We start from the raw sequence: 12803 nt of genomic DNA, 5'->3' as shown, positions 1-12803 counted from the left end.
TCGGCGCGCGCCGCCTGCATGGCGGCCGCTGCCTGTCGATATCAATGACGCAGTTTGTAGCCGGTCGCGAGCAGCCGCATCGCGATCAGCGCGAGCAGCACGAAGAAACCGGTGACGATCGCGAGGCTCGCGAACGGGTTGATGTCGGACGCGCCGAAGAACCCGAAACGGAAGCCGTCGATCATGTAGAAAAACGGATTGAGACGCGAGATCTCGCGCCACACGGGCGGCAGCGAGTGCGTCGAATAGAACACGCCGGACAGAAACGTCAGCGGCATGATCAGGAAGTTCTGGAACGCGGCGAGCTGGTCGAACTTCTCGGCCCAGATCCCGGCGATCAGGCCGAGCGTGCCGAGGATCGCCGAGCCGAGCAGCGCGAACGCAATGATGAACAGCGGCGCCGCGAAATGCATCGGGATAAACCAGATCGTCACGACGAACACGCCCGTGCCGACCGCGAGGCCGCGCACCACGGACGCGAGCACGTACGCGCCGAAGATGTCGCGGTACGACAGCGGCGGCAGCAGCACGAACACGAGATTGCCGGTGATCTTCGACTGGATCAGCGACGACGAGCTGTTCGCGAACGCGTTCTGCAACACGCTCATCATCACGAGGCCCGGCACGAGAAAACTCACGTACTCGACGCCCGGATAGACCTCGACGCGGCCCGACAGCGCGTGACCGAAGATCGTCAGGTACAGCAGCGCCGTCACGATCGGCGCGAGCACCGTCTGGAACGACACCTTCCAGAAACGCAGCAGTTCCTTGTAGAACAGCGTTTGAAAACCGCTACCCGACACTCGCCCGATAGCGCCCGGCTCAGGAGTTTGGAGGGAACGGGGGGGCTTCGCCCCCCCGAGCGAACGCAGTTCGCGTGGGGGTTGTTGATTCATGCCAGTCCCTCGATCACCTCGGCCCCGTTCATCACCTGGACGAACACGTCTTCGAGGTCGGCCTTGCGGACCTCGATCTCGTCGAATGTGCAGCCCGCCGCGCGGCATTGCGCAAGGATCCGCTCGACATCGTCGTAGCTCGACAGGCGCAGCAGGTGTTCGCCCGGCGCGCGCGCGGCCGGATCGGTCTCCAGCCCGCGCAGCTCGGCGGGCAGCGCGCCCGTTGCCAGCCGCAGGTACAGCTGCAGCCCCGCGAAGCGGCGCAGCAGCGCGTCCGTGCGGTCGAGCGCGACGACTTCCCCGCGACGCAGCATCGCGATGCGGTCGCACAGCGACTCGGCTTCCTCGAGGTAGTGGGTGGTCAGCACGATCGTGTGACCTTCGCGGTTCAGGCGCGAGATGAATTTCCACAGCGTCTGGCGCAATTCGACGTCGACGCCGGCGGTCGGCTCGTCGAGCACGATCACGGGCGGCCGGTGCACGAGCGCCTGCGCGACCAGCACGCGGCGCTTCATCCCGCCGGACAGCGCGCGCATGTTCGCGTCGGCTTTCTCGGTGAGGTCGAGATTGGCCATCACTTCGTCGATCCAGTCGTCGTTGCGGCGCAGCCCGAAATAGCCGGACTGGATCCGCAGCGTCTCGCGGACGGTGAAGAACGGGTCGAACACGAGTTCCTGCGGCACGACACCGAGCGCGCGGCGCGCGCCACGGAAGTCCTTGACGACGTCGTGACCGCGCACCGAGATACTGCCTTCGTCGGCCCGGGCGAGCCCGGCGAGGATACTGATGAGCGTGGTCTTGCCTGCGCCGTTGGGGCCGAGCAGACCGAAAAACTCGCCTTCCTCGACCGACAGGCTGACGCCCTTGAGCGCCTGAAGCGATTTGTAGCGCTTCTTGACGTGACGGATTTCTATGGCTGACATGACTGTGCGCGGCGCAAGGGCCGCGACGCCTATTCTGTGCTTGCTGCGAATGAAAATGGGGGCCGGACGCCGATTGGCTGCCCCGCAAAACGCTTGATTATAGGGCAAACCGGCTGGTGGAGCCGGTGCCGGAGGCACGCGGCCTGAAGCGTGCGCGCGCCGGCTGGCGCGGCAGGCTCCGGTCGGACAGGGTCAATGTCGCCCGGTGCCTTCGATGAGCGCGTCGACGCCGTAGGCGCGCGCGAGGCTGGCGAGCTTCGGGGGGAGATTGAGGATGTCGAGGGTCGCGCCGCGCGCCTTGGCGGCACGTTGCCATGCGAGCAGCACGGCGAGCGCGGACGAGTCGAACTGCGTCAGCGCCGCGCAATCGACGGCGGTCGCGCCCGCGCCGATGCGCGCAAGACCGTCCGCGAGCGCGGACTTCGCGCTCGCGACGGTCAGCGAGGAGCCGGCTTCGAAGCCGCTCACGACGCTTGCTTGCCGGCGGCAAGTTGCTGGTTGCGCTGCGTGAGGAACTGGATCAGCCCTTCCACGCCGCTTTGCTGGATCTTCTCGTTGAACTGCTGCTGGTACGTCTGGATCAGCCATGCGCCGAGCACGTTCAGGTCATACACCTTCCAGCCGTTCGACGTCTTGTACAGGCGGTAGTCGATCTGGACCGGCTGGCCGTTGTTCATCGCGACCGTCTTGACCACGACGTCGGTATCGGCCGGATCGGCGCGGAACGGCGGGTACTGGATCTGCTGGTCCGGCTTCAGTTGCGCCAGCGCGCCCGAATACGTGCGGATCAGCAGCAGCTTGAACTGCTCCTGAACCTGCTGCTGCTGTTCGGCCGTCGCCGCGCGCCAGTTGCGGCCCATCGCGAGCTGCGTGGTGCGGCGGAAATCGGTGTACGGCAGGATGTCCTTGTTGACGATCGTGATGATGCGGTTGGTGTCGCCCTGCTTGATCGTCTGCTGCTTGACTTCGTCGAGCACCTGCTGCGTCGCCGTCTTGATCAGCGCCTGCGGGTTCGACTGGTCGACTTGCGCGTGGGCTGCGCTGCCGAACGAGAACAGCGCCGCGAAAACGGGGATCAGGAACAGTTTTTTCATCATAGTGACCTGCATGAATATGTCGATGCGAAGGTTGGAGCAGGTAGCTTACGCGCAAGTTCGCGCACGCTACCGACTGAATCGTTTCTGGCTGTAACGAATGTAAATCCGTCAGTGCAGACGAATGCTCGGGAAGCGGAACCCGCCCGGCGACGGCGGCGCCACCTGCATCGGCGGCACGTTCGTTTCGCTGGCCGGGTTCGGCGATTCGGCCGTGCCCGAGGCCGGTGCCGCCACCGCCGCGCCCGATGCGCCTGCCGGCGCCGTCGCGCCGCCCACCGCTGCCGCGCCCGCCGTACCGGCCGCGCCGGCTGCCGCCGGTGCCGCGCCGTCTTCCGGCAAGTCGTACTTCGGCAGCGCGTCGTTGCTCGACGTCGCGGCCGCCTCGCCGCGCGCGTTGCTGATCAGCATCTGGCGACGCTGCAGGTACGCGTTACGCACGAACGAATACTTGTCGAGTGCCGCGGCATCCAGCACGTCGCCCGCGCCGAGCAGGTTCGCGCGCGTGTTGACGAGGTTCACGCCGAACAGGCCCCAGCTCAGGCCATCCGGCTTCACGTAGGTGAGCGGGTTGCCGACGTAGTCGACACCCAGGCCGGCCGTGTCGCGCAGCGTGCTCGGGCCGAGCAGCGGCAGCACCAGATACGGGCCCGACGGCATGCCGTAGCGGCCCATCGTGATCCCGAAGTCGGCCGTGTGCTTCGGCAGCTTCGCGATCGTCGCGACGTCGAACAGGCCGCCGACGCCGAACACCGTGTTGATCACGACACGCATGATGTCGCCGACGCCGTCCGCGATCCGCAGCTGCACGATGTTGTTCGCCGCGATGTAGACGTCGCCGATGTTCGAGAAGAAGTTCGTCACGCTGTCGCGCACCGGCTGCGGCACCACGTACTGGTAGCCCTTCGCGACCGGCTTCAGCGCATACGTGTCGACCGTGTCGTTGAACTTGTACATCGTCCGGTTGAAGCCTTCGAGCGGATCGCCCTTGGTCGGCGTCTGCACGGTCGCGCAGCCGCTCAACGCGGCGACTGCCGCTACCGCCAGCGCGGCGTGCCTGATGCGGATCGTCTGCATGGTCATTACCCTCTTCTATTCTCTCGTGTGGTTATTGGGCCGCGGAACCGGACACCGCCGACGCCGGCACCGCCACCGGTGCAGGCGCGGCCGGCGCGCCGGCTGCCGGCTTCGCACCGCCCGCATCGGCGGCCTTGCTGTAAAGGAACTGGCCGATCAGATTCTCGAGCACGATCGCCGATTGCGTCATCGTGATCGTATCGCCCGACTTCAGCATTTCGGTGTCGCCGCCCGGATCAAGGCCGATATATTGCTCGCCGAGCAGGCCCGACGTCAGGATCTTCGCCGACGAATCCTTCGGGAACTGATACTGGCCGTCGACATCGATCGTGACAAGCGCCTGGTACGTGTTCGTGTCGAAACCGATCGTCTTCACGCGGCCGACCACGACGCCCGCGCTCTTCACGGCCGCGCGCGGCTTCAGCCCGCCGATATTGTCGAATTTCATCTTCACCGAGTAGGTCGGCTGAAACGAAAACGAGCTCATGTTGCCGACCTTCAGCGCCAGGAACAGCACCGCAAGGAAGCCCACCACCACGAACAGGCCGACCCAGAAGTCGAGAGCAGTCTTTTTCATCGTCATCCCAAAATTTGGCTTGGCTGAGGCTTAGCTGAACATCAGCGCGGTCAGCAGGAAATCGAGGCCGAGTACGGCGAGCGACGCGAACACGACCGTCTTGGTCGTCGCGCGCGACACGCCCTCGGGCGTGGGCTTCGCTTCATACCCTTGAAACAGTGCAATGAAGGTCACGGCGAACCCGAACACGATGCTCTTGATCACGCCGTTGCCGACGTCGGCCCAGACCTGGACCCCGCCCTGCATCTGCGACCAGAACGCACCCGGATCGACGCCGATCAGCACGACACCGACGAAGTAACCGCCGAGCACGCCGACCGCGTTGAAGATCGCGGCCAGGAGCGGCATCGCGATGATGCCCGCCCACAGGCGCGGCGCGATCACGTTCTTGATCGGGTCCACCGCCATCATCTCGAGCGCGGTGAGCTGCTCGCCGGCTTTCATCAGACCGATCTCGGCCGTGAGCGACGTGCCCGCGCGGCCCGCGAACAGCAGCGCGGTGACGACCGGCCCGAGCTCGCGCACGAGCGACAGCGCGACCAGCAGGCCGAGCGCCTGCTCGGAACCGTAGCGGTTCAGCGTGTAGTACCCCTGCAGGCCGAGCACGAAGCCGACGAACAGCCCCGACACGGCGATGATCACGAACGAATAGTTGCCGAGGAAATGGATCTGCTTCGTGACCAGCCGAGGCCGGCGCAGCAGCGGGAAGAATTCCAGCACGAGGCGCACGAACAGCCGCGTGCCGTAGCCCGCGCGCTCGAGGCCGCCGATGACGTAACGTCCGATCGCGCTGATCATGCGCGCCCTCCGCCGAGCCCGAAATCCGCCGCCAGCGGCGGGCTCGTGTAATGAAATTTGAACGGGCCGTCCGGCGCGCCGTCGATGAACTGCCGCACGCTCGGATCGGTCGACGCGCGCAGCTCGTCGGGCGTCCCCTGCGCGAGCACGCCGCCGTTGGCCAGGAAATACACGTAGTCGGCGATCGCGAACGATTCCGGCACGTCGTGCGTGACGAGGATCGACGTGGCGCCCAGCGCCTCGTTCAGCGTGCGGATCAGGTTCGCGGTGATGCCGAGCGAGATCGGATCGAGGCCGGCGAACGGCTCGTCGTACATGATGAGCTGCGGATCGAGCGCGATCGCGCGTGCCAGCGCGATGCGGCGCGCCATCCCGCCCGACACCTCGGACGGCATCAGGTCGCGCGCGCCGCGCAGCCCGACCGCGTTGAGCTTCATCAGCACGAGGTCGCGGATCAGGTCCTCGGGCAGGTCGGTATGCTCGCGCAGCGCGAACGCGACGTTCTCGAACACCGACATGTCGGTGAACAACGCGCCGAACTGGAACAGCATGCCCATCTTGCGGCGCAGCGCATACAGGCCGTCGCGCGTTTGCGCGCCGACATCGGCGCCGTCGAACAGCACCTGGCCTCGGCGCGCGCGCACGAGGCCGCCGATCAGGCGCAGCACGGTCGTCTTGCCGCAACCCGACCCGCCCATGACCGCGACGACCTGCCCACGCCCGAAGCGCAGGTTCAGGTTGGACAGGACGAGGCGGTCGCCGTAGCCAAAGTCGACGTCGCGAAGTTCCAGCAGGGTCTCGGTAGGAGTGGGGCTCACGGAGCTGACAGTCCTTTTACGCAGAACGCCGAATTATAGGGCCTGCATTGGAATGATGTCGTGACGCCGTTCCGGGCCCTGCGGTCAATGATTGTCAAATTGTCCGGGAAAACATTGCTGCAACGCAACAACGGCAGCCCGATAGTCGGCCGCGCCCGTCACCGCACTGACCACCGCGACACTGCCGACACCCGTCGCCAGCACGGCCGGCAGCGCGTCGAGCCCCACCCCGCCGATCGCGACGAGCGGCACCCGCGCCCCCGCGAAGCGCGCATAGCGGGCAATCCGCGCCAGGCCCTGCGGCGGCGCGGCGACGGCCTTGGTCGCGGTCGCATACACGGGGCCGAGCGCGAGGTAGCTCGGGCGCTCGTGCAATGCCCGCAACATTTCGTAATAACCGTGGCTCGAAAGTCCGAGCCGCAGGCCCGCGCGCGCAATCGCGGCCAGATCGGCCGTTTCGAGGTCTTCCTGGCCCAGATGAACGCCGTACGCCCCCTCTTCCACGGCGATCTGCCAGTGATCGTTGATGAACACGCGCGCATCGGGATGGCGGCGCCCGGCCGCGACCGCGCGTGCGATTTCCCGCCGCAACGTGTCCGGCGTCGCGCCTTTCACGCGCAGTTGCACGGTCCGCACACCGCAATCGAGCACGCGCTCGACCCATTCGGCGTCCGGCACGACCGGATAGAGGCCGAGCTGCGCAGGGCACGGCGCGAACGCGGGTTCCGGCGCGGCCGGCAGCCCGGCGACACGCGGGAACCGCGCGGCGTCGACCGGCCACGCATCGGCGGCGCGCGTTTCGTCGCCGTCGCGCCAGGCCAGCGCCAGCACCAGCGCGTCGACCGGCGCAAAGCCGCAGTCGAGGAACGCGGCGAGCGCGGCAATCCAGTCGTCCGCGAGCGGATGCGCGGCGTCGAGCGCGTAGCGCGCGCCCGCCGTGTGCAGTACCGCGCCCTGCTCGTCGAATTCGATCGCGACCGCGCCCGGCGCCGCGGGCCGCGACGCGGCCGACGCGCGTGCCTGCGCGGCGCGGTCGCCGGCCGAAACGATCAGCACGTCGCCGTCGGCCGGCGCGTCGGGCACCGCGACGCAAAGCCGCCACGGCGCGGCGGCGTCCGGCCAGTCGCCCAGCCGGGCGCGAATCCGTTCGGCCGCTTCGGCCAGTTCGTCGGCCGGCGGCCAGAATGCATCGGCGAAACGCACGCTCATGCGCCGCCCCCGTCCTGGTGCCAGAACGGCATCCCGACGACCGGCGTGCTGGCGTGCGCGGTCTCGCGCGCATCCATCGGGCCGGCGAGATACGCGGCACGGCCGGCCTCGACGCCCTGCGCGAACGCACGCGCCATGATCTCCGGGTGCGTGGCCTGCGACACGGCCGTGTTCAGCAACACGCCGTCGAAGCCCCATTCCATCACCTGGCACGCGTGAGACGGCACGCCGAGCCCGGCGTCGACGATCAGCGGCACGTCCGGCAGGCGTTCGCGCAGCACGCGCAGCCCGTACGGGTTCACGACGCCCTTGCCGGTGCCGATCGGCGCGCCCCACGGCATCAGCGCCTCGCAGCCGGCGTCGAGCAGGCGCCGGCCGATCACGAGATCCTCGGTGCAGTACGGCAGCACCTTGAAACCGTCCTTGACCAGTTGCGCGGCCGCCTCGATCAGGCCGACCGGATCGGGCTGCAGCGTGTAGTCGTCGCCGATCAGCTCGAGCTTGATCCAGTCGGTGCCGAAGACCTCGCGCGCCATGTGCGCGGTCGTCACGGCTTCGGCGACGGTCTGGCAGCCGGCCGTGTTCGGCAAGAGCGGCACCGCGTGACGCTTGAGCAGGTCGAAGAAGCCGGCTTCGGCCGTGCCGCCCGTCATCTGGCGGCGCAGCGCGACCGTCACCATCCCGGGGCGCGACGCGGCGATCGAATCGGACAGCGACTGCAGCGACGGATAGCGCGACGTGCCGATCAGCACGCGGCTTGCGAAGGTTTCGCCGTACAGCGTCAGCGCGTCGGCGGAGGTGAGGGACGTCATGTCGTTTTCCTGAAAGAGCGGGGACGAACCGGCGGCGCTCAGCCGCCCGCGACCGGGTGCACGACGTCGAGCTTGTCGCCCGCCGCGAGTGCGCGCGCCGCATGCTGCGTGCGCGCGACGAAGTTGCCGTTCAGCGCGACCGCGTACGGCGGACGCGCACCGTACGCGGCGAGCGCGTCGGCCACCGTTGCGCCGTCGGGCAACGTCAGGTTCTGTTGGTTGATCTGGATGTCCATGAGGCTTCGTCGAATTCGGTCGGCGGTGCGCGTCAGGCCGGCTGGCGCGCGTCGTTGCGGTGATGAAGGAGCGTCGGCCAGCGCTCGGCGCCGCGCCACGCGGCGAACGCGTCGGGATCGCCGAACGCGCCGCCGAGCGCGGCTTCGGCAAGCGCGACGGCCGCGTGCGCGACTTCCGGCGCGATCATGAAGCCGTGCCGGTACAGGCCGTTGACGGCGAGCGTCGACGCACCATCCCAGATCACCGCCGGGCGATGATCGGGCAGCGTCGGCCGGCACTGCGCATTGAGTTCCAGGATGCGCGCCTCGCCGAACGCCGGATGCACGGAGAACGCCGCGCTCAGCAGTTCGAGCGCGGAGCGCACGCTGACGGGCGACATGTCCTCGCCCTCCACCTCGGTCGCGCCGATCACGTAGAGATCGTCCTGCTTCGGTGCGATGTAGAGCGGGTAGCGCGGATGCAGCAGCCGCACGGGCCGGGTGAGCCCGATGCCGGGGGCGCGCACGCGCGCGACTTCGCCGCGGATGCCGCGCAACGCGGGCAGCGCGGGTTTCGCGCCGAGCCCGCGGCAATCGATCGTGAAATGCGCGGCGGGCAGGTTCGCATCGTCGATCGTGACGTGCCAGTGCAGGTCGACGCCGCGCTCGGCGAGGCCGGCCGCGAGCGCGCGCAGCGCCTGGCGATTGTCGAGCTGGCCTTCGTTCGGCAGCAGCAGGCCGCGCGCGAAACGGCCCGCGAGCACCGGCTCGGCCGCGTCGACCTGCGCGCCGGCGAGGGTCACGAAACCGCTGTCGAACAGGCCGGCCGGCGCGTTCGCGCGCACGCGCCGCTCGAACAGCGGCGCCTCCGCGCGGTCCGCGTGATGCCAGACGACGAGCGTGCCGTGATGCTGGAAGAAAACGGGTTCGGGCAGCTCCGCGAGCCACTGCGGCCAGCGCGCGAGCGACGCGGCGCCGAGCTCGGTGATCAGCAGCTCCGCGCTCGCCGCTTCCGCGAGCGGTGCGAGCATGGCGGCCGCGATCCACGCGGCCGACTGCTCGCCGTCCGGGCCGCCGCGCTCGTAAAGCGCGACGCGATGGCCGTCGCCTGCGAGCCGCCATGCGATCAGACGGCCGACGAGGCCGCCGCCGAGCACCGCGAAATCGGGGCGGGTGTCCCGGACGTTCATCGCGCCCCCTCCGCACGGGCGCGCTCGACGAACGTCGACGCGCACGCGCCGCCGCATGCGAACGCACGCGACATCGGGCCGGGAACCATGCAAAAGACTGAAGATTGTGCGGTCATCATTCCTTCCGTAACGCGCAATGCGCGTACCCAAAAGGACGAAACCGGCAGCAAAGGCCGGCCGGGCGGGACTCGGGCGCTGACCATGTGGGATGGCAGCCAGCGCGACCCGGCGGGATCAGAAACTTCCCTCGCCGGTATTACCCGGATCGGGTGCGAAGGGTCTTTCTCAGCCTCATTGCGCTGCCCGGAACATCCGCCGGCCGCGCTACAAAGCACCCCTGTTTCGTCGTCGGCCATTAGACCATAAAAGCGGAAAGCGCCGCAAACTGTCCCCCTTGCGGCAAATTCGCCGTCGTGCCGCGCCGCTCTGGCACAATGCCCGCAGGCCGGCCGCGCGAGCGGCCGGTTGCCGCGTCACCGCCGGCCTTAAGTGCCGTTTAAGACACGCGGGCGACCATCCGGACGCCCGCCGTCAGTCGGCGCCGCGTCCCGGCATGCCGTATCGCGGCGCGCGCCCGGCTTCGCCCGGCCCGCGCGCCGGCTACTCATCAGGAAGCACATGACCCAATCGATCGATCCCGTCCGCTCCGCCTCCGACGCGCCGCAGGACGAGCGCCCGGTATCCGCATGGAGCCTCATCAAGCCCTACTGGGTATCGTCCGAATGGAAAATCGCATGGGGCCTGCTGGTCGCGATCATCGCGATCAACCTCTGCGTGGTCTGGATCAACGTCCGGCTCAACAAGTGGAACGCGGAGTTCTACAACGCGCTGCAGTCGAAGGACGTCCACGACTTCCCGAACCTGCTGATGCAGTTCTCCGCGCTCGCGTTTGCCTTCATCATCCTCGCCGTGTACGGCCGCTACCTGCGGCAGATGCTCGGCTTCCGCTGGCGCCAGTGGCTCACCGACCGTTTTCTCGGCCAGTGGCTCGGCGATCGCGCGTTCTACCGGATCGAACGTGACCGTCTCGCCGACAACCCCGACCAGCGGATCACCGACGACCTTCAGTCGTTCTCGACGACCACGCTCGCGCTGTCGCTCGACCTGCTGTCGACGGTCGTCACGCTCGTGTCGTTCATCACGATCCTGTGGTCGCTCGCCGGCGCGCTGACGTTCTCGCTCGGCGCGACGCCGATCACGATCCCCGGCTACATGGTGTGGGCGGCGGCGCTGTACGCGGTGGTCGGCTCGCTGATCATCCAGAAGGTCGGCCACCCGCTCGTGTCGATCAACTACCAGCAGCAGCGCGTCGAGGCCGACTTCCGCTTCGGGCTGATCCGCGTGCGCGAGAACGCCGAGCAGATCGCGTTCTACGACGGCGAGAAGACCGAGACCGGCAACGCGCAAAACCTCTTCATGCGCATCCGCGACAACTGGTGGCGCGTGATGAAGTACACGAAGCGGCTCACGTTCGTGCTGAGCTTCTACGGGCAGATCGCGATCATCTTCCCGCTCGTCGTCGCCGCGCCGCGCTATTTCGCGGGCGCGTTCTCGTTCGGCGTGCTGATGCAGATCTCGTCCGCGTTCGGCACCGTCAGCGATTCGTTCTCGTGGTTCATCAACAGTTACTCGACCCTCGTCGAATGGCGCGCCACCGTCAACCGTCTGCGCGAATTCAAGCGCGTGATGGGCACGTCGCACCTGAAGGAAAGCCTGTCGCCCGCGACCGAGCACGGCGGCATCAACCTGCATTACGTCGACGGCGCGAAGCTGTCGACGTCGTCGCTCAAGCTCGCGCTGCCGAACGGCAACGCGCTCGCGAACATCGGCAGCGTCACGATCGAGCCCGGCTCGCGCTGGCTCGTGATCGGCAAGTCGGGTTCCGGCAAGAGCACGTTCATGCGCGCGCTCGCGGGGCTCTGGCCGTTCGGCGACGGCGCGATCGATGCGCCGGTCGGCGCGCGGATGATGTTCGTGCCGCAAACGAGCTATCTGCCGATCGGCAAGCTGAAGGCCGCGCTCACCTATCCGGCGACCGCCGACGCGTTCAGCGACGAAGCCTGCCGCGACGCGCTGCGCGCATGCCGCCTCGAGGATTATGCCGAGCGCCTCGACGAGACCGCGCACTGGACCCGCGTGCTGTCGCCGGGCGAACAGCAGCGCCTTGCCGGTGCGCGCGTGCTGCTGCACAAGCCCGACTTCCTGTTCCTCGACGAAGCGACGAGCGCGCTCGACGCCGACAACGAGGCGCGCCTGTACCACCTGTTCGCCGAACGGCTGCCGAAGGCCGCGATCGTCAGCATCGCGCACCGCGAGTCGCTGGCCGCGTTCCACGCCGGCACGATCAACGTCGAGCGCGTGAACGACAGCGACAAGGTCGCGGCGTGAAGCCACGCGCCGCGCACGTCGCCCGGATCGCGCTGATCACCGGCGCCGGTTCGGGGATCGGCGCGGCGCTCGCGCGGCGGCTCGCGGCGCCCGGCATCGCACTGGCGCTGCACGCACGCGGCGCGGACGAAGCGGCACGCGCGCGGCTCGCCGAAGTCGCCCACGCGTGCACGGCGGCCGGCGCGGAGTGCGTCACGCTCACCGGCGATCTCGGCGAGCCAGGCGTGGCCGCGTCGCTCGTCGATGCCGCCGCCACGCGCTTCGGCGGGCTCGATCATCTCGTCGCCAACGCCGGCTTCGCCGCGCGGCAATCCTTTTCCGGTCTTTCCACGGACGCGCTCGCGTCCGCTTTCGCGGCGATGCCCGGCGCGTTCTCCGCGCTCGCGGGCCGCGCGCGGCCGCTGCTCGAGGCGTCGGCCGCGCCGCGGATCGTCGCGGTCAGTTCGTTCGTCGCGCACCGCTACCGCGCCGACGCGCCGTTCGCGGCCACCGCTGCCGCGAAGGCCGCGCTCGAATCGCTCGTGCGCACCGCCGCCGCCGAATTCGCCGCGCGCGGCATCACCGTCAACGCAGTCGCGCCAGGCTTCACGCGCAAGGACCACGGGCCGAGCGCCGGCAACGCCGACGCGTGGGCGCAGGCCGAACAGGCGACACCGCTCGGCCGGATCGCCGAACCCGACGACGTCGCCGCGCTGATCGCGTTCCTGCTGTCGGATGCGGCGCGACAGATCACCGGGCAGATCGTCCACATCGACGGCGGCCTGACGCTCTGAATCGAGCGGCCGTACGTCGTGCGGACGCGCGGG

14 protein-coding genes and 1 riboswitch are annotated in these 12803 nt (G+C 68.5%); of the genes, 2 read left to right on the top strand and 12 right to left on the bottom strand.

Annotated elements, in window-relative coordinates:
• Positions 1-41: 41 nt before the first annotated feature.
• The 12 genes from APZ15_RS05720 to APZ15_RS05665 all read right to left on the bottom strand — a co-directional run bounded on the left by APZ15_RS05720 (position 42) and on the right by APZ15_RS05665 (position 9609).
• Positions 42-896, bottom strand: coding sequence for an ABC transporter permease (locus APZ15_RS05720; protein ID WP_226113712.1), 855 nt, complete (start codon positions 894-896; stop codon positions 42-44).
• Positions 893-1819 carry an ABC transporter ATP-binding protein gene (locus APZ15_RS05715; protein ID WP_027788543.1) on the bottom strand — a complete coding sequence of 309 codons (927 nt, stop codon included), beginning with the start codon at positions 1817-1819 and terminating at the stop codon, positions 893-895. Before APZ15_RS05715 ends, APZ15_RS05720 begins: the two co-directional genes overlap by 4 nt.
• Before the next feature lie 192 nt (positions 1820-2011).
• Entirely contained in the window at positions 2012-2287 is a 276-nt protein-coding gene (locus tag APZ15_RS05710; protein ID WP_027788544.1) for an STAS domain-containing protein, read from the bottom strand.
• Entirely contained in the window at positions 2284-2913 is a 630-nt protein-coding gene (locus tag APZ15_RS05705; RefSeq protein WP_027788545.1) for an MlaC/ttg2D family ABC transporter substrate-binding protein, read from the bottom strand. Before APZ15_RS05705 ends, APZ15_RS05710 begins: the two co-directional genes overlap by 4 nt.
• 111 nt (positions 2914-3024) lie before the next feature.
• A complete protein-coding gene (locus tag APZ15_RS05700; protein WP_027788546.1) occupies positions 3025-3990 on the bottom strand; it encodes an MlaA family lipoprotein in 966 nt (321 codons plus the stop codon).
• A gap of 31 nt (positions 3991-4021) precedes the next feature.
• Positions 4022-4573 carry an outer membrane lipid asymmetry maintenance protein MlaD gene (mlaD, locus tag APZ15_RS05695; RefSeq protein ID WP_027788547.1) on the bottom strand — a complete coding sequence of 184 codons (552 nt, stop codon included), beginning with the start codon at positions 4571-4573 and terminating at the stop codon, positions 4022-4024.
• A gap of 24 nt (positions 4574-4597) precedes the next feature.
• Positions 4598-5365, bottom strand: a complete 768-nt coding sequence (gene mlaE, locus APZ15_RS05690) for a lipid asymmetry maintenance ABC transporter permease subunit MlaE (RefSeq protein ID WP_021164333.1) — start codon at positions 5363-5365, stop codon at positions 4598-4600.
• Positions 5362-6183, bottom strand: a complete 822-nt coding sequence (locus tag APZ15_RS05685; RefSeq protein ID WP_014898316.1) for an ABC transporter ATP-binding protein — start codon at positions 6181-6183, stop codon at positions 5362-5364. The genes mlaE and APZ15_RS05685 overlap by 4 nt, the downstream gene beginning before the upstream one ends.
• Before the next feature lie 84 nt (positions 6184-6267).
• A complete protein-coding gene (thiE, locus tag APZ15_RS38425; RefSeq protein WP_027788548.1) occupies positions 6268-7392 on the bottom strand; it encodes a thiamine phosphate synthase in 1125 nt (374 codons plus the stop codon).
• Positions 7389-8204 carry a thiazole synthase gene (locus APZ15_RS05675; RefSeq protein WP_021163925.1) on the bottom strand — a complete coding sequence of 272 codons (816 nt, stop codon included), beginning with the start codon at positions 8202-8204 and terminating at the stop codon, positions 7389-7391. The genes thiE and APZ15_RS05675 overlap by 4 nt, the downstream gene beginning before the upstream one ends.
• A gap of 38 nt (positions 8205-8242) precedes the next feature.
• Entirely contained in the window at positions 8243-8440 is a 198-nt protein-coding gene (gene thiS, locus APZ15_RS05670) for a sulfur carrier protein ThiS (protein WP_011350713.1), read from the bottom strand.
• A 32-nt stretch (positions 8441-8472) separates the two neighbouring features.
• Complete coding sequence (locus tag APZ15_RS05665; protein WP_027788549.1) at positions 8473-9609, bottom strand: FAD-dependent oxidoreductase; 1137 nt, start codon at positions 9607-9609, stop codon at positions 8473-8475.
• 225 nt (positions 9610-9834) lie between these two features.
• Positions 9835-9958, bottom strand: a riboswitch (TPP riboswitch).
• A 269-nt stretch (positions 9959-10227) separates the two neighbouring features.
• Here APZ15_RS05665 and APZ15_RS05660 point away from each other — a divergent pair.
• A complete protein-coding gene (locus APZ15_RS05660) occupies positions 10228-11997 on the top strand; it encodes an ABC transporter ATP-binding protein/permease (RefSeq protein ID WP_027788550.1) in 1770 nt (589 codons plus the stop codon).
• Positions 11994-12770: an SDR family NAD(P)-dependent oxidoreductase gene (locus tag APZ15_RS05655; protein ID WP_027788551.1), complete on the top strand. Its 777-nt coding sequence runs from the start codon at positions 11994-11996 to the stop codon at positions 12768-12770. The genes APZ15_RS05660 and APZ15_RS05655 overlap by 4 nt, the downstream gene beginning before the upstream one ends.
• Positions 12771-12803: the final 33 nt, after the last annotated feature.

The sequence above is a fragment of the Burkholderia cepacia ATCC 25416 genome, from assembly GCF_001411495.1.
Classification (GTDB): domain Bacteria; phylum Pseudomonadota; class Gammaproteobacteria; order Burkholderiales; family Burkholderiaceae; genus Burkholderia; species Burkholderia cepacia.
Note: the sequence above shows the minus strand (reverse complement) of the source record. Positions and strands in the feature narration are given on the sequence as shown.